Source organism: Butyricicoccus porcorum (assembly GCF_002157465.1).
GTDB lineage: Bacteria > Bacillota > Clostridia > Oscillospirales > Butyricicoccaceae > Butyricicoccus_A > Butyricicoccus_A porcorum.
On sequence record NZ_NHOC01000010.1, the window covers coordinates 122,770 to 141,733 of the forward strand.

The 18,964-nt window shown below is 51.4% G+C and carries 19 protein-coding genes; 1 reads left to right on the forward strand and 18 read right to left on the reverse strand.

All coding sequences use genetic code 11. The features are described 5' to 3' along the window. Positions 1–179: 179 nt before the first annotated feature. The 13 genes from CBW42_RS11490 to nusB all read right to left on the reverse strand — a co-directional run bounded on the left by CBW42_RS11490 (position 180) and on the right by nusB (position 9,526). A complete protein-coding gene (locus tag CBW42_RS11490) occupies positions 180–629 on the reverse strand; it encodes a substrate-binding domain-containing protein (RefSeq protein ID WP_087021613.1) in 450 nt (149 codons plus the stop codon). A gap of 27 nt (positions 630–656) precedes the next feature. After that, positions 657–1,196: a helix-turn-helix transcriptional regulator gene (locus CBW42_RS11495; RefSeq protein WP_165761160.1), complete on the reverse strand. Its 540-nt coding sequence runs from the start codon at positions 1,194–1,196 to the stop codon at positions 657–659. A 123-nt stretch (positions 1,197–1,319) separates the two neighbouring features. Continuing rightward, entirely contained in the window at positions 1,320–1,877 is a 558-nt protein-coding gene (locus CBW42_RS11500; protein ID WP_087021618.1) for a hypothetical protein, read from the reverse strand. Next, positions 1,852–2,229, reverse strand: coding sequence for a response regulator (locus tag CBW42_RS11505; protein ID WP_087021622.1), 378 nt, complete (start codon positions 2,227–2,229; stop codon positions 1,852–1,854). The genes CBW42_RS11500 and CBW42_RS11505 overlap by 26 nt, the downstream gene beginning before the upstream one ends. After that, positions 2,204–2,542: a sensor histidine kinase gene (locus tag CBW42_RS11510; RefSeq protein WP_165761161.1), complete on the reverse strand. Its 339-nt coding sequence runs from the start codon at positions 2,540–2,542 to the stop codon at positions 2,204–2,206. Before CBW42_RS11510 ends, CBW42_RS11505 begins: the two co-directional genes overlap by 26 nt. Then, positions 2,496–3,713: a histidine kinase gene (locus CBW42_RS11515; protein WP_087021628.1), complete on the reverse strand. Its 1,218-nt coding sequence runs from the start codon at positions 3,711–3,713 to the stop codon at positions 2,496–2,498. Before CBW42_RS11515 ends, CBW42_RS11510 begins: the two co-directional genes overlap by 47 nt. Continuing rightward, positions 3,710–4,414 (reverse strand): sugar ABC transporter substrate-binding protein, encoded by a 705-nt coding sequence (locus CBW42_RS11520; protein ID WP_165761162.1) that lies wholly within the window; start codon positions 4,412–4,414, stop codon positions 3,710–3,712. The genes CBW42_RS11515 and CBW42_RS11520 overlap by 4 nt, the downstream gene beginning before the upstream one ends. Beyond that, complete coding sequence (locus tag CBW42_RS14735) at positions 4,353–4,727, reverse strand: hypothetical protein (protein WP_165761163.1); 375 nt, start codon at positions 4,725–4,727, stop codon at positions 4,353–4,355. The genes CBW42_RS11520 and CBW42_RS14735 overlap by 62 nt, the downstream gene beginning before the upstream one ends. A 1,071-nt stretch (positions 4,728–5,798) precedes the next feature. Further along, on the reverse strand, positions 5,799–6,689 hold the full coding sequence (locus CBW42_RS11525; protein ID WP_087021633.1) for a polyprenyl synthetase family protein: 891 nt from the start codon (positions 6,687–6,689) through the stop codon (positions 5,799–5,801). 3 nt (positions 6,690–6,692) lie between these two features. Beyond that, positions 6,693–6,923, reverse strand: a complete 231-nt coding sequence (xseB, locus tag CBW42_RS11530) for an exodeoxyribonuclease VII small subunit (protein ID WP_330395860.1) — start codon at positions 6,921–6,923, stop codon at positions 6,693–6,695. 10 nt (positions 6,924–6,933) lie between these two features. Continuing rightward, a complete protein-coding gene (gene xseA, locus CBW42_RS11535) occupies positions 6,934–8,142 on the reverse strand; it encodes an exodeoxyribonuclease VII large subunit (RefSeq protein WP_087021639.1) in 1,209 nt (402 codons plus the stop codon). Then, complete coding sequence (locus CBW42_RS11540; RefSeq protein WP_087021642.1) at positions 8,139–9,077, reverse strand: tRNA (adenosine(37)-N6)-threonylcarbamoyltransferase complex transferase subunit TsaD; 939 nt, start codon at positions 9,075–9,077, stop codon at positions 8,139–8,141. The genes xseA and CBW42_RS11540 overlap by 4 nt, the downstream gene beginning before the upstream one ends. After that, on the reverse strand, positions 9,077–9,526 hold the full coding sequence (gene nusB / locus CBW42_RS11545; protein ID WP_165761164.1) for a transcription antitermination factor NusB: 450 nt from the start codon (positions 9,524–9,526) through the stop codon (positions 9,077–9,079). The genes CBW42_RS11540 and nusB overlap by 1 nt, the downstream gene beginning before the upstream one ends. A 409-nt stretch (positions 9,527–9,935) precedes the next feature. Here nusB and CBW42_RS11550 point away from each other — a divergent pair, with 409 nt between their 5' ends. Then, the gene (locus tag CBW42_RS11550; protein ID WP_087021648.1) at positions 9,936–10,958 is read left to right on the forward strand and encodes a tyrosine recombinase XerC; all 1,023 of its coding nucleotides are present in this window, start codon (positions 9,936–9,938) and stop codon (positions 10,956–10,958) included. Between the two features lie 135 nt (positions 10,959–11,093). Here the strand turns inward: CBW42_RS11550 and uvrA are convergent, their stop codons facing one another. From uvrA to CBW42_RS11575, 5 genes are all read right to left on the reverse strand, one after another. Next, a complete protein-coding gene (gene uvrA, locus CBW42_RS11555) occupies positions 11,094–13,913 on the reverse strand; it encodes an excinuclease ABC subunit UvrA (protein ID WP_087021651.1) in 2,820 nt (939 codons plus the stop codon). Positions 13,914–14,085: 172 nt separating this feature from the next. Beyond that, on the reverse strand, positions 14,086–16,050 hold the full coding sequence (gene uvrB / locus CBW42_RS11560; protein ID WP_087021654.1) for an excinuclease ABC subunit UvrB: 1,965 nt from the start codon (positions 16,048–16,050) through the stop codon (positions 14,086–14,088). A gap of 75 nt (positions 16,051–16,125) precedes the next feature. Then, complete coding sequence (locus tag CBW42_RS11565; protein WP_087021657.1) at positions 16,126–16,806, reverse strand: JAB domain-containing protein; 681 nt, start codon at positions 16,804–16,806, stop codon at positions 16,126–16,128. 51 nt (positions 16,807–16,857) lie between these two features. Then, positions 16,858–18,207 (reverse strand): MocR-like pyridoxine biosynthesis transcription factor PdxR, encoded by a 1,350-nt coding sequence (pdxR, locus tag CBW42_RS11570; RefSeq protein ID WP_165761165.1) that lies wholly within the window; start codon positions 18,205–18,207, stop codon positions 16,858–16,860. After that, positions 18,200–18,823, reverse strand: coding sequence for a GNAT family N-acetyltransferase (locus CBW42_RS11575; protein WP_087021663.1), 624 nt, complete (start codon positions 18,821–18,823; stop codon positions 18,200–18,202). The genes pdxR and CBW42_RS11575 overlap by 8 nt, the downstream gene beginning before the upstream one ends. Positions 18,824–18,964: the final 141 nt, after the last annotated feature.

The following is an 18,964-nucleotide window of genomic DNA, read 5'->3' on the forward strand; positions in this document are numbered from 1 at the left end:
TTGTAGAATCCTGTCTTTTTTTCAGGATTTCCTTGTTGTATTTATGATACGCCAACTATGCGCCAAACAAAATAGACAAATCAAGCCGTTTTTTGGATGATTCTATTCAGCAAAATGCATATGTTACAATGACTAGCACAAAAAGAAAGAGACCCGAAGGTCTCTTTAAAATCGTACAGCTATTTGTTGTCCGTATCTGGAGTATTGCGGTACACCTGTGCACGCGAATGGAAGCCGCTCTGGATGATAACTTCGTCCAGATTATCTGCTGTGACCGCGGTCGGCTCAAGCATGCAGCACGGAACGAAGATACTTCCATTGTATACGGTGTCCTCTGTTTGCGGTGTCTCTCCCCGGCTCAACTGCACCGCATATTCCGCCGCCAGACTTGCCAGTTCGATAAATGGCTTATAGACGGTCATCGTCTGGGTTCCCTCTGCAATCCGCTGGCATGCTGACAGCTCTGCATCCTGTCCTACCAGCACCACCTGTCCTGCTTTCTGGTATTCCGACAGCGCCTGGAACGCCTGACCGGCCAGATCGTCGTTGCCGCACATGACGCCGTCAATTTTATTGCCTTTCTGCAATTCCTCGCTGACGATGTCATAGGCATATTCCGCAGCAGACAGAGCAGCAGACTTGCCGCCAGTATTTTTTCATTCCATATTGCTCCCATTATCTCGATATTCCCTCGGTGTGACGTCCTCATATTTCTTAAAGGCCCGGCTAAAATACTTCAGATCCTGATACCCCACATCACAGCCAATCTTGCGAATACTCTCCTGTGTCTCCCGCAGCATCTGCTTTGCTTTCTCCATACGGAGCCGCGTCAGATATTCCAAAAATGTCATGCCCAGCTTTTCCTTAAACAGTTTGCTGATGTATGGCGGGCTGACATGGATGATCTCAGACACTCGGTTGAGTGTGAGCTCCTCCGTATAATGCTGCTGAATATACTGCTCCGCCCGTTTTACCATGTCAATCGTCTGGTGTTCCTTTGTCAGATGTATACTTTCCAGCGCATTGCGGATTCTATCCTGAAACCATTTCTTCAGCTCCTTCATCTCGCTGGTTTTATTGATCTGTTCCAGATAGCCATGCCGTTCCAGAAAGCGGTATTCTCGGCCGCCCGTGTGGAACGCACGATTCTCACACTGCAGCACCAGTTCCAGTGTTTTCAGCTTGATATCCGTCACATTTTCTCCATGGATCATCAGCATCCAGTCAAAAAATTGTTCTGCGGTCTGAACTGCATTTTCGTCCCCGCACCTGACTTCTTCATATAGCTGATATTCCAGATCAACCGGATACCCTTTCTCTCAGCTTTTTTGCAGCGGCAGATCATTGAAATGACACACCTCACCTTTGTTCTGCCGGAGTGCATTGATTGCCTGCTTATGTGACCGTGCCAGCTCTTTGACCGGAACAACTGAGCCGATTCCAATCTGGAACTGCTGTCCGACGGCTGTAGTCAGCCTTCGGTTCAACTCCTTTGCCTGCTCCATCATATGCAGGCGTGTTGTATATTCGTCCTCCTGCGTGTCGCACATCACCACGCACAACACTTTATCCCCCATCAAAGGGCCGCAGATAGCGGAGAAAATCTCATGCGTCAATTCGCGTATTCTCTCATACATGCGGTTCAGATTGAGGTTCCACTGGATACTGTCCGCATCCTTCTTCGGGGGCTGTGCCGCCAGCACCAGAAAACAGCCATATTTCTGATGAATCCCCAGCAGTTCCCGATACTGTTCCATCAGTCCCGCTGTATCCTGCCCCATGATGACGGAATAGATAAAGCCATGCTCCAGCATCGGCAGTGCGGTTTCCAACTTTTCGCGCAGTTGCAGATCATTGCTGCGGCTCTTCCGTGACATCTTCCAGCGTCTTGAGCAAAAGATCCTTTTTTACCGGTTTGGTCAGATATTCCTGCACGCCGAGCTTGATTGATTTTTGTGCATAGTCAAAGTTATCATACGCGGACAGGACGATAAACTGCATATCCGGGTGATTGGGTAAGATTTCCTGCATTGCATAAATCCCGTTAATACCCGGCATCTGAATATCCATGATCGCAATATCCGGCCGGAAGCTGTCCGCCAGTTCAATCGCAGCCCGTCCGCTCCGTGCCGTCTGTATTTCGCACTGGCTGCCGAATTTTCGTTCTATCATATATTTCAGTGCAGTCAGTTCCAACCCTTCATCATCTGCCAGCATGATCCGATACATCCTGTACCTCCCTCGGAATCCTGATTTGAATCCGTGTTCCCTTATTTTTTCCCTCACTGTAAATCATGACCGCATCTTCCGTCCCATAATACAGGCGCAAGCGATTGATTACATTGTGCAAACCAATTCCCCTTTCACCGACCGGATGGAACTGTTCTGTTTCCTGCATCAGGCGTTCGATCTTTTCTGCGGACATTCCGACGCCGTTGTCTTCCACCTCGACAATGATTCGATCCTCCTCTTCTCTGACAGAAAGTCGCAGCCGCTTATATCCTTCCAGCCCGCGTATGCCATGTTCGATTGCATTCTCCATCAGCGGCTGCAAACACCATGCCCGGAATGCGGACGCGCGGCAGGCGCTCCGGATAGCAGGACTGGTAATCAATCTCGCCGGCATATCGCGTATTCATAATATAGATATAGCTTTCCGCCTGTGTGATTTCCTCTTCCAGCCAGGTCTCTTTGCCGTTGTTTTTGGTGTTGTATCGGAAGAAATCTGTGACATTTTCCAAAAATGCATACGTCCGGTCTGCATCCTCCATCATGGCAAGCTGTGCGCCTGCGTTCATGGTATTGTAGAGGAAATGCGGATTGATGCGTGCCTGTAACGCACCCATCTGTGCATCCTTCAGATGCACTTCCATCAACAGATTTTCCTCCTTCAGCCGGCTTTCCGCCTCCATTTGCTGCCGAAGCAGGACAATGTATTTCTGCAAGCTCTGCACCATTCGATTGAATGCATCGCTCACAATGCCTACCTCATCATGACTCTGTACCGTGAGCGGCGGCAGGTCAAGTTCTCCCTTACCAACCTGTTCTGCATGCCCCGCCAGCGCATCCAGCGGCTGTGTAAAGTGATCGAGGCAACACAGCAGCGCCAACAGGTTGAAAAGCAGCACCATCAGACTTTCACAAATGCTCAGCACCAAAATGCGCTGATGAGACTGTGAAAGCATCTGATACTGTTCTGTTCTTCTGGAAAACAGCTCTGTACTCAGGCTTTCCAGTTCTATCTGTAAATACTGGTACACCTCTTCCGCCTGCTGATATGCCCGACCATAGCCCGCGATGTCCCGTCCACGTTTGGCATTGATCGCCTGTTCTGTAAAGCCGAGCCAGGTTTCTCCCTGTGAACGGATATTTTTCTCCCGCAGCTGAATGAAATCATTGGTCGGCTGGTCGTTAAACGCTTCCATATATTCCCGAAAATCCGCACTGGCTCGATAATAGCCTTCCAGATCATCCGTTCCTCTGGTATTCAGATATGCATAGACATTGGACTGGATTTCCTCCATGGTTGTCAGAATCTGCTGTAGATTCCGATTGTTGTCATAGACAGAATTGACCGTTTTTTCAAGCCGATTCAGATTCATATAAGTAACCAGATTGACCAGGCATACAAGCATCATTGTCATGCCGAACACGAATCCAATCTTTTTTCTCAGAGAACAATATTGCAGGTGCGATCTAATCCGCTTTTTCATTGCGTTCCCTCCAGGGTGCTGCGGTACTCCGCCACATTGTCAATGGTAATCACTTTCAGTGGAATCGAACGGTAGCTGCTCTTTTTCCCCTCGCACACAAGATCATCCAGGCATTGCACGCAGCTGCTGCCCAGCTTTTGCGTATCTAATGATACGGATGCAAAGATACCGCCCTTTTCAATTGCATCGAGTATTTCGCCAGTCGCGTAATTCACCAGCAGCTGAATGTCACCGACCCGATTGCAATCCACGACTATATGATAGGCGCAGATTGCAGAAACGGTGCTCATACAAATCAGTACATCCGGCGCATCTTCCGACAGGATAAAATCCTGTATGTTCTCCTCAATCGAAAATGTATCGCTGCCCTCGATTATTTTTCTGTCAAGAGCAATCTCATCCGGCAGCACTTCCAACAGGCTGGCTTCTACACTCCGAATGGTGTTTTCTGAATCCTCCGCCGTCTGCAAGATTGTGACTTTCTGCACTTCGTCTGTCTTTTGCAAGTCGAGTACAAGCTGTCCATACGCCTGTCCAACATCATAGCTGCTGACGCCGACATAATCCTGTGTCTGTCCGCTGTAATCATCTATCACAGAAACAACGGGAATATCCTGCTCCTTTGCCTCTGCAATCAGATCATTTACCTCCTGCGATGCGTCCGAGCGGATGATAATGCCATCCGCGGGAATGAATGACAAGGGACAGCTTGTCCGCCAGATCAAGTGATAACGGCAGGCTCTCTCCAACCAGCTCCACACAGACATTTTCCTCCTCTCCTGTCTGTTTCGCACTGTCGTAGACGGATGCCCAGAACGGATCTTCGTTATCTTCCAGCAGCATCGCATAATGCCTGTCATAATATATGGTCTGTTCTGTATCTGTCGAAATCTGACGTTCCAGACGGCTCTGTATCACCAGAATCATACCGACAATGAGCAGACACAGGCTGCCGGTCAGTATCATCCCCAGTTGGGTTCCCGACAGAGCAGGAAATTTCATCTTCTTTTTCATTATATTCCTTCTCCCAACCACACAGGATTCCCTCAGGCGACCGTGCCAACTTTCCTGAATCGTTCGTCTGTTTATCTCACACAGTATCTATAATATACCAAAGAAAATACATATTGTCTTTGATTCCTTTGATTTTTACTGTGATTTATTTGCTGTCCCTCTTCACACAGCGGGTATCCATATACAATTTGAACTTTGATTCAAATTCCGATTTATGCGCTGACAGAAGCTCCGCAGATTTACAAATAAAACAGCATAAAAATCCCGCCCTGCTGCACAGCAAGGCGGGATTATGTAACCAGATATTTTTGTTTTTTACTCAGTCTCCTTGACAGGGACACTTCAAAAACAGCGAAATGGTGCCGTATTACTTTTTCATCAAGGGTGGCAGCAGACAGAGTAAATCTTACGGCTTGAGGTTCGGTTGGATTTCCCCGCAGGCGACCAGCCGTTGCCAGCTGGCGGTTTCCCATTATGGTCTGTGCCGGGTCGTCACCGATTCCGGGACCGAATTGCCACTTAGTCCGTACTGCAATCCTCTGCCTGCCCAGTTACGACAGTCTAGGCGTTTTCCGCGACAGCTCCCCACGTTCTTAGCCTCTTTTGCAAACATGGTTTCACAGGTCAATACAGATTATGCCATGGCCGTGACAACAACCTGCGGACACCCGATTCACCATGCCCACTCAAGGCAGGCTACACTGCACACAGCGTCGTTGGACCGTAAAGGTACTTTGCACCGCATTGCAGGTTCTTCTCCTGCCCCGTAGAGCATCCATCAATCTGAAGATGTATAGGTGCTCCACAGCAACAGGTCTCCACGGTAACAGGGTCGTGATTTCATGCCATTGAAAGACGCCCTGAAACCTTAACCCCCAGCATCCACCCCAAACTGGGCGTAAGAAGCAAACACCAGGGACTTCATCGATATGCCCGTCTACGGATTTTTAGGCCCGTCTTAGGAACGTAAAGAACTGACTAGAATACTGCGCCACCGCTTCATAATTTACCATATTGTTTAGAAATTTGCAAGTTGTCGCTCCATTTGTTTACAATTTATTCTAGATTGATTTAATACTTGCGCTCGGCCAGTGTACGTGCGAGTGCCGGCAGCATGCCGGTATCTGCAAACGGCGTCAATGCCTGAATGGCCTGCTCCGACAGCTCACGCACGAGCTCATGACAGCGTTCTACGCCGAGCAGCGACGGATATGTACTCTTGCCGTTTTCAGCATCCGAGCCGATTGGCTTGCCCAGTGCTTCCTCATCGCCCTCGATATCCAGAATGTCATCCTGAACCTGAAACGCAAGTCCGATGCAGCGTGCGTATTCCAGCGCTGCTGCCGTCTGTTCTTCACTTGCACCGCCAATCAGACAGCCAAGCTGTGCTGCAACACAAATCAGTGCGCCTGTCTTGAGTTCCTGAAGGGTTTTGAGCTGGTCAAGCGAAATCTGTTCTTCTTCAGCCTTCATGTCCAAAACCTGACCGCCGATCATGCCTTCCATACCAGAGGCGCGTGACAACGCGCGGACAGCTTTCAGCTGTATTTCAGCGCTGACCAGCGCGGTGTTTGCCGGGTCAGACGCGGTCTCGAATGCCAGATTGAGCAGGCCGTCGCCGGCAAGCACTGCCATCGCTTCGCCATACACTTTATGATTGGTTGGCTTGCCGCGGCGCAGGTCATCATCATCCATGCACGGCAGATCGTCGTGAATAAGAGAATATGTGTGAATCATTTCCAGTGCACACGCAAACGGCAGCGCCGCTTCGATCTTTCCACCACTCAGTCGGCAGAACTCCAGCACCAGTGCAGGACGCAGGCGCTTGCCTCCTGCCATTGCAGAATACTGGCATGCCTCAAAAATTACACTCTGACCTTTATCTTCCTGCGGCTGCAAATATTCCATCAGCTTTTTTTCCACCATTGCACTGTAGGCTGCAAGCTGTTCATTCAGTGTCATCTGTCATTCTCCTTCCTGCGTATCAAATGGCAGCTCAACTTCTTCGCCATTTTGCGTTGTCACCATCGTTACCTTCTGTTCGGCGCGGTCAAGCAGGCCAGACAGATAAGCAGAGAGTTTCGTTCCCTCTTCAAATAGCGCCATGCTCTTATCCAGCGGCACCTCTCCGGCTTCCAGCTGGGCTACAATTTCCTCCAGACGTTTCATCGCCTGTTCAAATGTCATGTCTTCCATATCTATTTCCTCAGCATTTTCGCTTGACTTGTTTCACCGTGCACACCGCGCCGCCTTTGGCAAACCGGACAAAGATTTCGTCCTCACGGCGCAATTTGGCACTGCTTGCGACAACTGTGCCATCCTTCGTTACGACAGAATAACCACGTGCCAGAACCTTGAGCGGACTGTACGCGTCGAGATATGCCGCCTGCCGTACAAATTCCTGTCTTCTCGCCGCAAGAATTTGCTGCATGGCAGCAGTCATCTGTCCAGCTACATGCTCCAGTTCAAAGCGTTTGTCCTGAATATATCCGATCGGAGTTCGCAGCTTTCTGCGCTTGTCCAGTGCATCCAACTGTGCACGCTTGCCCTGCAAAACCGCTTCTATATCGCTGCGCAGGATGCTGTCCGCCGTGCGGAGAAAACGCCGGAGCTCTGCGACATCCGGCACACAGATTTCTGCCGCATTGGACGGCGTGGAAGCGCGAACATCGGCGGCAAAATCTGATATCGTAACATCCGGTTCATGCCCTACGGCAGAAATCACCGGAATTTCTGATGCCGCAATGGCACGCGCCACAATTTCTTCGTTAAATGCCCACAGGTCTTCCAACGAACCGCCGCCGCGTCCGGTAATAATCACATCCGCTTCCCCGCGCCGGTTTACTGCTGCAATGGCATCTGCAATTTGAGCCGCTGCCCCTTCGCCCTGCACAAGAACCGGATAAATCTGCACCTGCGCCAACGGATACCGACGTCTGAGAATGCGAAGCATATCGCGCACTGCCGCACCGGTCGGTGAAGTGACAACAGCAATTTTCTGTGACAGACGCGGAATCGGCTTTTTGCGCGCCTCATCAAACAGTCCTTCGGCATATAATTTCTGCTTGAGCTGTTCAAAGGCAATGGTAAGTGCGCCAATACCATCCGGCATCATATCCGCAATATACATCTGATACTGTCCATATTTTGGATAACAACTGATGCGTCCGCGCGCAATGACCTTCATACCATTTTCCGGTCGGAAACGCAGTCGTGCAGCATCTGAACGGAACATCACCGCAGAAAGCACACCATCTTTATCCTTGAGGGTCAGATATCTGTGTCCGGAGGAATGTGCCTTATAATTGGAAATCTCGCCCTGTACATACAAATTGCGAAACGGCTCATGCTCTTCCAGCATCTGTTTTATCGCATGATTGACCTGTGAAACCGTATAAACTGTCTGTTGCTTCATAACAGCTCCCCACTCAGCAATGCCGCCAGGACCGCAACACCTACTGCATTATCGCCCGACAGTGTCGGTTCGGCAAACTGTGCATCAAATGCATCGCGCATGCGCTGTTGAAGCCGACGGTTGGACATCACGCCGCCCGCACACAGCACGGGCAAATGAAATTCTTCCACAGCCTGCCGCGTTGCATCCATCACAGCACTGCCAACAATATCAATTGTATAGCGCGCAACGGTTTCACGCGGCGCGCCTGTCTGATACAGCTTTTCAATTTTATTCTGTGCGCCGGACAGTGAAAACCGACAGCCTGCTACCTTCGGACGGAACGGCTTTTCCGGCTCCGTACAATCATTTGCCAGCTGTTCCAGCTGTGCTCCTGCCGGAAATGGAAGCCCCAGCAGATTTCCGGCACGGTCAATCAACTGGCCTGCTGCCAGATCATCCGTGCCACCAATGATTTCCGCCGAAAATAGCGGTGCATCCGGTTTGACATATAACAACTCGGTCGTGCCGCCGGACAAATGCCATGCCAGAAACGGCTCACGCAGCAAATGCAGGGCGTTTGCAGAGAATGCTGCTGCCGCTAAATGCCCCTGTTGATGTGAAACCTCATAGAATGGGATTCCCTGTGCATGTGCCATACTGCGTGCAACACCTGCTCCGGCAAGAAAACACGGCATATAAGACCCCTCAACTGCACGTGGCCGGGTACTTGCCGCAATTGCCGCGATCTGTGTGCCGAAGCCCTTTTCCAGTTCGAGAATCCGTTCCGGCAGATGCTGTACATGCTGAAACAGCGCATCACTTTGCCGCAGTCCGATACGACCCTCCGGCACCTCCAACAGCCGTCCGGCATTGTGCCATGCGCGGCTTTCACTGTCAAACAGTGCCGCAGAAGTGCGGTAATTGGAAGTGTCAATACCAAGAAAACGTGCCATCAGTCTGCCGCCAGCTCGCGTGCAGCAGCGCCGAGTACGCCATTGATGTACCCCGGAACTTCCTCGGATTCATATTTTTTCGCCAGCTCCACTGCTTCGTCAATTGCAGTTCCAACCGGAACATCCTCGACGTACTGCATCTCATACAGAGCAAGCCGCAGCAGCGACATCGTCATATGGGACAGGCGGTTCGTATTCCAGTTAGTGGAATGCTCCTCGACAACTGCGTCCAGCTCTGTACAATGTGCGCAGACACCCATAACGGTATTGCGAATATATACCTTCTGATCTTCCGGCAGTTCTCCTGCATACAATGCAATATCGCCCGCCAACGAATCCATAACCGACTTTTCCAGACGGTCAGACAGCAGTTCCTCGTCACTGAACTGCTTGAAGCTCAGTTCAAAAATCAGATGAAGTGCAATTTCTCTTGCTTCTTTTCTTCCCACAGAAGTACCTCCGTATTGCGCCTGCCGTCTCACGGCATATCGGCACATTCATTTCGTTTTATCATTGATTGCATTCTTGCAAATCGCTGTATGAGCTTTTTCTGTTATTATTTTAGGCGCTATCTGAATTTGCAGAAATAATCAACATTTTCAACTTGTCAGATACACCCTAATCAAAAGCCCGCAATTTTACAGAATAATTCTATCACATGACAGCGCATTTGGCAAATGGATTTGCATAACGCACCGTAGTATGCGATACAATCGTGTAACAAAGTGAGAAAAAGACCATTTTCTGCCGCGAAATATGCCGATAAACCGGTTAGCTGTCACTTCCCTATCCATACACTTGATTTTCCCCTATCGCATGATATAAAATGTCATGAGAGAATGGAGCGTGAACACATTTATGAAAACTGACAAGCAGTCGCCTCAGATTTTAAATGATTTTCTGGCGTACCTTTATACTGTAAAAGGAAAATCACAAAAGACTGCACACGAGTACTATCTGGATCTGCGCATGTTTTTCCGATTTATCAAGCAACAGCGCGGTCTGGCTGATGATATCCCGTTCGACGAAATTCCGATCACAGATATTGATATTGAATTCATACGAACAATCACTCTTTCAGATGCGTATGCGTTTCTGATGTATACTGCACAGGATCGTCTGAAACACAACAATTCCGACCACAGCGATGTCGGACTGTTGTCCACCTCCCGTGCACGCAAAGTCTCTGCTCTTCGTTCTTTTTTCAAATACCTCACCGACAAGGCACATTTGTTGTCACACAATCCCATTCAGAACCTCGAGTATCCGTCTGTGCGGCGGTCCCTTCCGAAATACCTGACCGTTGACGAGAGCATTGCTCTGCTTGAATCGGTCGATGGCCCCTATAAAGAGCGCGATTACTGTATCCTGATGTTGTTCCTCAACTGCGGTCTGCGTGTATCCGAGCTGTGCGGGTTGAATGTGTCTGATATCAAAGAAAATCAGATCCGTGTGCTCGGCAAGGGAAACAAAGAACGCATGCTGTACCTGAACGAAGCCTGCGTAGACGCCATCAACGCCTATCTCCCCCACCGGGTTGAGCCAAACAAGGATTCCGATTCCGCAGGTGCGCTGTTTGTCAGCCGACAAAAAAACCGGATACGCAAGACAACCGTGGAGCACCTGGTCAAGAAATACATCGCACAAGCCGGACTTGATCCGTCCAAATTCTCCGCGCATAAGCTGCGCCATACCGCTGCAACACTGATGTACAAAAACGGTGTAGATATCCGAACTTTACAGGATGTTTTGGGACACGAAAATGTCAATACTACGATGATTTATACCCATATTAACGATGCAAACATGAAGGACGCTGCTAGTAAAAACCCTCTCTCCAGTTATAAACATAAAAAAAAATCGTCAGAAGACGATGAATAACCGCTCAGATATAACAAAAGGTGCCACATATGCGGCACCTGAGCCTGTCGAAGAACCCGGCTGCGCATTAAGCGAGAGCCAGGTTCTTCGACAGGCTGAGCGGAGCAAGTGCTTGCTCCGCTGTAATCACATCCGTTATTTCAAATACTTCGCAAGATACTGTCCGGTATATGACGTCTCACAACGCACAATTTCTTCCGGCGTACCGGTGCAGACGATTGTGCCGCCGCCATCACCGCCCTCCGGGCCAAGATCAATGATATGGTCAGCAACCTTGATGACATCGAGATTGTGTTCAATGACAATTACCGTGTTGCCTGCATCGACCAGCTTTTGCAGCACATCGACCAGGCGGTGTACATCCGCGACATGCAGGCCCGTCGTCGGCTCATCGAGAATATACATCGTGCGTCCAGTGGCGCGCTTGGAAAGCTCAGTCGCTAGCTTGACACGCTGGCTTTCACCGCCGGATAACGTGGTTGACGACTGTCCGAGCTTGACATATCCCAGACCAACGTCCTGAAGTGTCAGCAATCGGCGGTAAATCTTCGGCACATTTTCAAAGAAAACCACCGCTTCGTCTACTGTCATATCAAGCACATCTGCGATGCTCTTTCCCTTGTAGCGCACCTCCAGGGTCTCCTTATTATAGCGTTTTCCCTTGCACACCTCACACGGAACATACAGATCGGGCAGGAAATGCATTTCAATTTTCAGCAGGCCGTCGCCGGTGCATGCCTCACAGCGTCCGCCTTTTACGTTGAACGAAAATCGTCCCGGCCCATAGCCGCGCATTTTCGCATCCTGTGTCTGTGCAAACAGCGCGCGGATGTCATTGAACAGTCCGGTATACGTGGCCGGATTGGAGCGCGGCGTACGTCCAATGGGGGACTGGTCAATATCAATCACCTTATCCAGATGTTCCATGCCGATAACTTCACCAAACGAGCCCGGCCGGGTTTTCGCGCCATTGAGATCAGCTGCCAGCTTTTTATACAGGATCTCGTTGACGAATGAAGATTTGCCGCTTCCCGACACACCGGTAACGCAGGTCAGCTCGCCGAGCGGGATCGTAAACGTCTGATTTTTCAGATTGTTGACGCAGCAATCTGTAAAGGTGATAAACTTTCCATTCCCTGTTCTTCGCGTATCTGGCACGTCAATTTTGCGTTTTCCGCTCAAATACTGTCCGGTTATGGATTCTTCGCATTTCAATAATCCGTCAATATCACCCGAGTAGACAATATTGCCGCCGCCGGTTCCCGCTGCGGGCCCTACGTCAATGATATGATCTGCCGCATACATGGTATCTTCATCGTGTTCAACGACAATCAGCGTATTGCCGAGATCGCGCAAACGTTTGAGCGTGGCAAGCAGTTTATCGTTGTCGCGCTGGTGCAGGCCGATGGACGGCTCGTCGAGAATATACAGCACTCCCATCAGGTATGAGCCGATCTGGGTTGCAAGGCGGATGCGCTGGCTCTCGCCGCCGGACAGCGTGGCAGAGGCGCGCGCAAGTGTCAGATAATTCAGGCCGACGTTGTTGAGAAAGCCGAGGCGCTCGCGCGCTTCCTTCAGAATGCGTTCCGCAATGCGCATCTGCTGTTCGGTCAGCGTCAGGTGGTCGAGAAAGTCCAGCTCCTGCGAGACAGACTTTTCACAGAATTCCATGATATTCAATCCGCCGACCGTAACGGCAAGAATTTCCTTTTTCAGACGGCGTCCGGCACAATCCGGGCACGGAATCTCACTCATGCTGTCTTCAATTTCCGCGCGCGCCCATTCAGAATTGGTCTCACGGTGGCGACGCTCCAGATTGCGGATGACACCTTCAAATGGCTGCTCCATTTTTTTGCCGGAATAATGCGCCGTGCGCAGCAGCAGTTTTTCCTCGCCGGTTCCGTACAAAATGGCATGTACCGCCTCTGCACTCATCTTTTCAATCGGCGTATCCAGTGTAAAGTGGTATCGCTTGCCAAGGGCATCATAATACATCTTTGCAATCGTTCCGTCGTCACAATTCGTCCATCCGCTCGCTTGAATCGCGCCTTTGCGAATAGAGAGCTTTTTGTTCGGAATGATGCGGTCAGGGTCGATTTTCAGCTGTACACCGAGACCGGTGCAGGTCGGGCAGGCACCATACGGATTGTTAAACGAAAACATGCGCGGTGTCAACTCTTCAATGGAAATCCCGCAGTCATCACATGCATAGTTCTGCGAGAATGAGAGGGTTTCGCCGCCGACGATATCCGCCAGCACCAACCCACCCGCCAGCGCAGATGCCGTTTCGACTGAGTCATTCATGCGGCTGCGTATCTCCGGCTTGATGACAAGGCGGTCAACCACAATTTCAATGCTATGCTTCTTGTTTTTCTCCAGTTTGATCTCTTCAGACAAATCGTATAGATTGCCGTCGACATGCGCACGTACATAACCGCTCTTGCGGGCATCGGCAAGCACCTTGACATGCTCGCCTTTCCGCTGACGTACAACAGGCGCGAGAATCTGCACCTTGGTGCGCTCGGGGAGCGCCATAAGCTGGTCAACAATCTGGTCGATGGTCTGCTGCTTGATTTCCTTTCCGCACTTCGGACAGTGTGGTGTGCCGACACGTGCCCACAGCAGGCGCAAATAGTCATAGATTTCTGTAACCGTGCCAACCGTGGAACGCGGATTACGGCTCGTGGTCTTCTGATCGATGGAAATCGCCGGCGACAGGCCTTCAATAAAATCCACATCCGGCTTGTCCATCTGGCCGAGAAACTGACGCGCATAGGATGACAGCGATTCGACATAACGTCGCTGTCCCTCCGCATAGATGGTATCAAAAGCCAGCGAGGACTTTCCGCTGCCGGACAGTCCGGTCAGAACAACCAGCTTATCGCGCGGAATCCACACCTCCACATTTTTGAGGTTGTGCTCGCGGGCTCCTTTTACATGTATATATTCCTGCATTTCTTTGCCTACTCCCAATTCTTTCCGATTAGGCGCTATCTGAAAACCAAGAAAATGACGAATATTTCGCAAAGGCGAGACTGGTTCAAGGCAACAGCACGCTGGAACCCTTTCGGATTTCAGGTGTTTTTAACAAAGAAGCAGTCCGTATTTTCAACTTTTCAGATACGCCCTAGTCCTGCTCCAGTGCGCGAATCTGATCGCGCAGTTCAGCTGCCAGCTCAAATTCCAGCATCTTGGCGGCCTCCTTCATTTCCCTGCGCAGCACAGCAATTTTTTGCAGCCGCTGGGTCTTGTTCAGCTTGTTCTGGCTGAGCACGGCGCCGACCTCCGTCGCTGGAGCGGAAATCTCAATGACATCATGCACCTGTTTGACAATCGTCTTGGGCACAATGCCGTGTTCCTGATTGAACTGCTGCTGAATGGTGCGGCGGCGTTCTGTCTCACGAATGGCATTCGCCATGGACGGCGTAATGGTATCTGCATACAAAATAACTTCGCCGTTGGCGTTTCGCGCCGCGCGGCCAATGGTCTGCACCAGAGAGGTCTCTGAACGCAGAAAGCCCTCTTTATCCGCATCCAAAATCGCAACAAGCGATACCTCTGGCAGGTCAAGGCCTTCGCGCAGCAGGTTAATGCCGACCAGTACATCGAACAGACCCAGGCGCAGGTCGCGGATCAGCTCCATGCGCTCAATGGTTTTGACATCGTGGTGCAGATAGCGCACACGAATGCCCGCATTTTCCAGATATGCGGTCAAATCCTCCGCCATTTTCTTTGTCAGTGTGGTGACCAGCACGCGCTCCTTCTGCGCGGCGCGGGTGTTGATCTCCCCGATCAGATCATCAATTTGTCCTTCAATCGGGCGGACATCGATCTTCGGATCGAGCAGTCCGGTCGGGCGGATCAGCTGCTCGACAATCTGGCTGGAACGGCTCTTCTCAAAATCCGACGGTGTCGCGCTGACGTAAATGACCTGATGGATACGCGACTGAAATTCTTCAAAATTGAGCGGACGGTTGTCCAGCGCAGACGGCAAGCGGAATCCGTTGTCAATCAGGCTCTTTTTGCGGGCATAGTCGCCGTGGTACATCGCACGCACCTGCGGCAGCGTGACATGCGATTCGTCGATAATCATCAAAAAATCCTTCGGGAAATAGTCCAACAGCGTAAACGGCGCTGAACCCGGCGCGCGCCCGGAAATCACACGCGAATAGTTCTCAATACCGCTGCAAAACCCGATTTCCTGCATCATTTCCATATCATAGCGTGTGCGCTGTCTGATGCGCTGTGCTTCGACCAGCTTGCCGTTGTCCTCGAACCATTTGACGCGCTCATTCATTTCACGCTCAATTTCCTTCAGCGCAGCCTCCATTTTCTCCTTGGAGGCGACATAATGTGACGCCGGATAAATCGCGGCGTGCTGTACATCGCGCATGCGTGCGCCCGTCAGTGGATTGACCTCACTGATGCGGTCGATCTCGTCGCCGAAAAACTCTACGCGATAAGCAAACGAATCGGTATATACCGGCCAGATTTCCACTGTATCGCCGCGTACCCGGAACCGATTGCGTTCAAACGCGATGTCATTGCGCTCATACTGGATTTCAGTCAGGCGTCGGGTCAGCGTATCGCGCGGAATCTCCATACCGGGGCGCAGCGAGATGACCATATTTTTATAGTCAATCGGATCGCCGAGGGAGTAGATGCACGAGACCGACGCGACGATAATGACATCTTCCCGTTCAAACAGCGATGAGGTAGCAGAATGACGCAGGCGTTCGATCTCCTCGTTAATGGCGGAATCCTTCTCAATATAGGTATCCGTCGAGGCAATATACGCCTCCGGCTGGTAGTAATCATAGTAGGATACAAAGAATTCTACCGCGTTGTTGGGAAAAAATTCGCGCAGCTCCGAGCACAGCTGTGCCGCCAGTGTTTTATTATGTGCCAGCACCAGCGTTGGCTTCTGCACTGCCTGAATGATATTGGCCATGGTGAAGGTCTTGCCTGAACCGGTGACACCGAGCAGTGTCTGCTCCTCAAAGCCCAGTTTTACCCCCTGTGCCAGCTTTTCAATGGCCTGCGGCTGATCGCCGGCAGGCTGATATTCCGATACAATTTCAAATTTCGGCATGTACACGCGCCTCCTGTGTGCTCTATTATAATGCAGGCTCTGTCCGAATGCAAGAACAAATGTTCGATTTTCGATTCAGTACATGATATCCTGGCTGCTGGAAAGAGAAATCCAGTGGTTTTCTGTGACGATAATATGATCGGCCAGATGAACCTCGACCTGCTGAAGCAGCGCCCGCAGGCGGGCGGTCTCGTTGATATCGGCGCGGGATGGCAGACATTCCCCGCGGGGATGATTGTGCGCAAGCACGACATTGGCGGCGTTGTACTTCAAAACTGCCTTTAACAGCTCGCGATCGCTGATTTTTACGGCGCAGGCACTTCCCTGCCCGATTTCACAAATGCGGATCAGGCGACAGTTGTTGTCGAGCAGGACGGCAATGGCCGCTTCTCTGGGCTTGTCGGCATAATAGCTCATGAGCAGCTCGGACAGCTTTTCCGTATTGTTGTACTGTTTGCCCTTCAGCTTGGCCATCTGATAACGCTTGAACAGCGGCGGCATCAGATGAAGCAGTGCAGCGACAGACGCCCCTGCCCCCTCTACCTTTTGAATATCGACAGGTGACGCCTCCAGCACGCCTGCCAGTGAGCCGAACTCCTCAATCAAACGGTGTGCCAGCGGATTGACATCCCCACGCGGAATGGCATAGAACAGCAGAAGCTCCAGTATTTCATGATCGGCAAAATTGTCCAATCCATGTTCCAGAAACCGTTTGCGCATGCGTGCGCGATGATTCTGATGTATTTCTCCTGCCATGATAACAGCTCCTCTCTGCGTATGGAATCTCTGTCCGCTCTGTAAACACCATCAAATCCAAACTGTGCGCAGCTGCGCAATCGCCGGTTCGATATCCTCCTCGGAAATACCTGCGCTGGACAGGTAAAATACTGCGGCATGCATGCGCTGCCGCCCGAGCTGATACGAAGACATCGGCACAATGCGGACGCCGACCTGTCTGGCCTGTTCGCACATTTCCTCCGCATTCCCATGCCCCGCCAGCGAAACAATGACATGTAAGCCGGTGTCATTCGGTCGCACTGCGGCGCGCGCACCGAAATGCTCGGCAAAGGCTTCGGCAATGCGCGCATTTTTGTGTGCATAAATGCGGCGCAGGCGGCGCACCTGCTTTTCCAGCCGTCCCTGTTCGATAAACCGCGCCATGGTCAGCTGTTCCATGGTGCTCGATGTCTGATTGTAATGCTGAGCCACGGCACGGTACAGCGGCAGCAGCCGGGGCGGAAGCACTGCATAGCTGATGCGGATGGACGGCGGCAGCAGCTTGGAAAATGCGCCCAGATAAATAACATTGCCGCCCGAATCCAGCGCAGAAAGCGTTGCGAGCGGCTTTCCTGTATAGCGCAACTCGCCGTCATAATCATCCTCGAAGATGACGGCGCTGTTCTGCTGTGCCCATCGCAGCAGCTGCACCCGTTTCTGATGGGTCAGACTCGCACCGGAAGGAAACGAATGTGATGGAGAAATATACAGCATATTTGCCTCTGACTGCCGCAGCTCGCCCAAGTCAATGCCGGATGCGCCGCCGCGGATAAACACAGTATCATAGCCATGGTCGGCAAACACACGAAAACCTTTTCGGAAACCGGGATCTTCAAACGCAATGCGCTGGCAGCTCTTGTCAAACATTTCGCACAGAATACCGAGCAAACTCTGGATGCCCGCGCTGATGACGACATGCTCCGCTGTCGTATACACACCGCGCCCGGCGGACAGATACCGCGCAATCTGCTCACGCAGCGCGCGTTCTCCCTGATTTTCACCGTAGCCGAGAAACGGGTCGCTGTCCATCATGACCGAACGCGACAGCTTGCGCCAGATATCGAAGTCAAACAGCTCCGGGTCCATGCGGTGACCAGAAAAGTCATACCGGCACTGCTCCGGCTGCGGCTCCGGCTCAATGTCCTGGCAGACAGGCGGGCGATGTGGAATATCGTTGACATAATATCCGCTCTGCGGAATGCAGTTGACAATGCCATCCGCACACAGGTGTTCATAGGCAGTTTCCACCGTCGTGCGGCTGACCGCAGAATCGTGCGTCATCTGCCGGATAGATGGCAGCCGTGTCCCGGGTGCGAGCCGCCCGGCCTCAATTTCGTCCCGAATCTGGTGATACAGCCGGAGGTAAAGCGGTTCACTCATGAGGCTGCTCCCCTCGCGGTTCATGCACCAGCTCCGCCGCATGCGCAAGTACCTCGCGGCAGAATGCGCTGTCCCGAATTTCCGGATATGGGATTGTGGGCTGCGGTGCACCATCATGGTGCCGCAGCGATTTCCCCATCCAGATGACGTCCCGCCATTGTCCGAATTTATACATGCTGTTGTGATAAGCTCCCATGCGCTCAAACCCCATTGACATATGAAACGCCATGCTGCGCGGGTTGGGGCAGGTGATACCGACATAGATGCTGTAATAGCCCTGATATGCCAGGATTTCAAACAGCGCAGTGTACAGTGCGGACGCAATGCCGCGGCGATGGCATCCCATGCGCGTATAAATCGAGGTCTCGCATGACCACTGATACGCAGCACGCTTGCGGTGCGGAGATGCATAGCCATAGCCGACGATCTGTCCGTCCATTTCACAGCACAGCCACGGCGTCTTCGCTGTATACGTGCGAATGCGGCCGAGAAACTCTTCCAGACTCGGCGGCTCGTATTCACTTGTCACCGTTGTATGAATGACATACGGTGCGTACAATCCCAGCATTTCCCCGGCATCTGCCTCTGTCGCGGGACGGATAATGATTTGATTCAATACCGAAACTTCCTTACTTCCAGAAATAGTATCGCATCAAATGGCATTTTTGATGCGCATTTGTTCCCGCCATGCGGGAGAATACACAAATGTAATACACATTTAGTATATCATAGCAGAATCCGGTTGTGAATATCAACG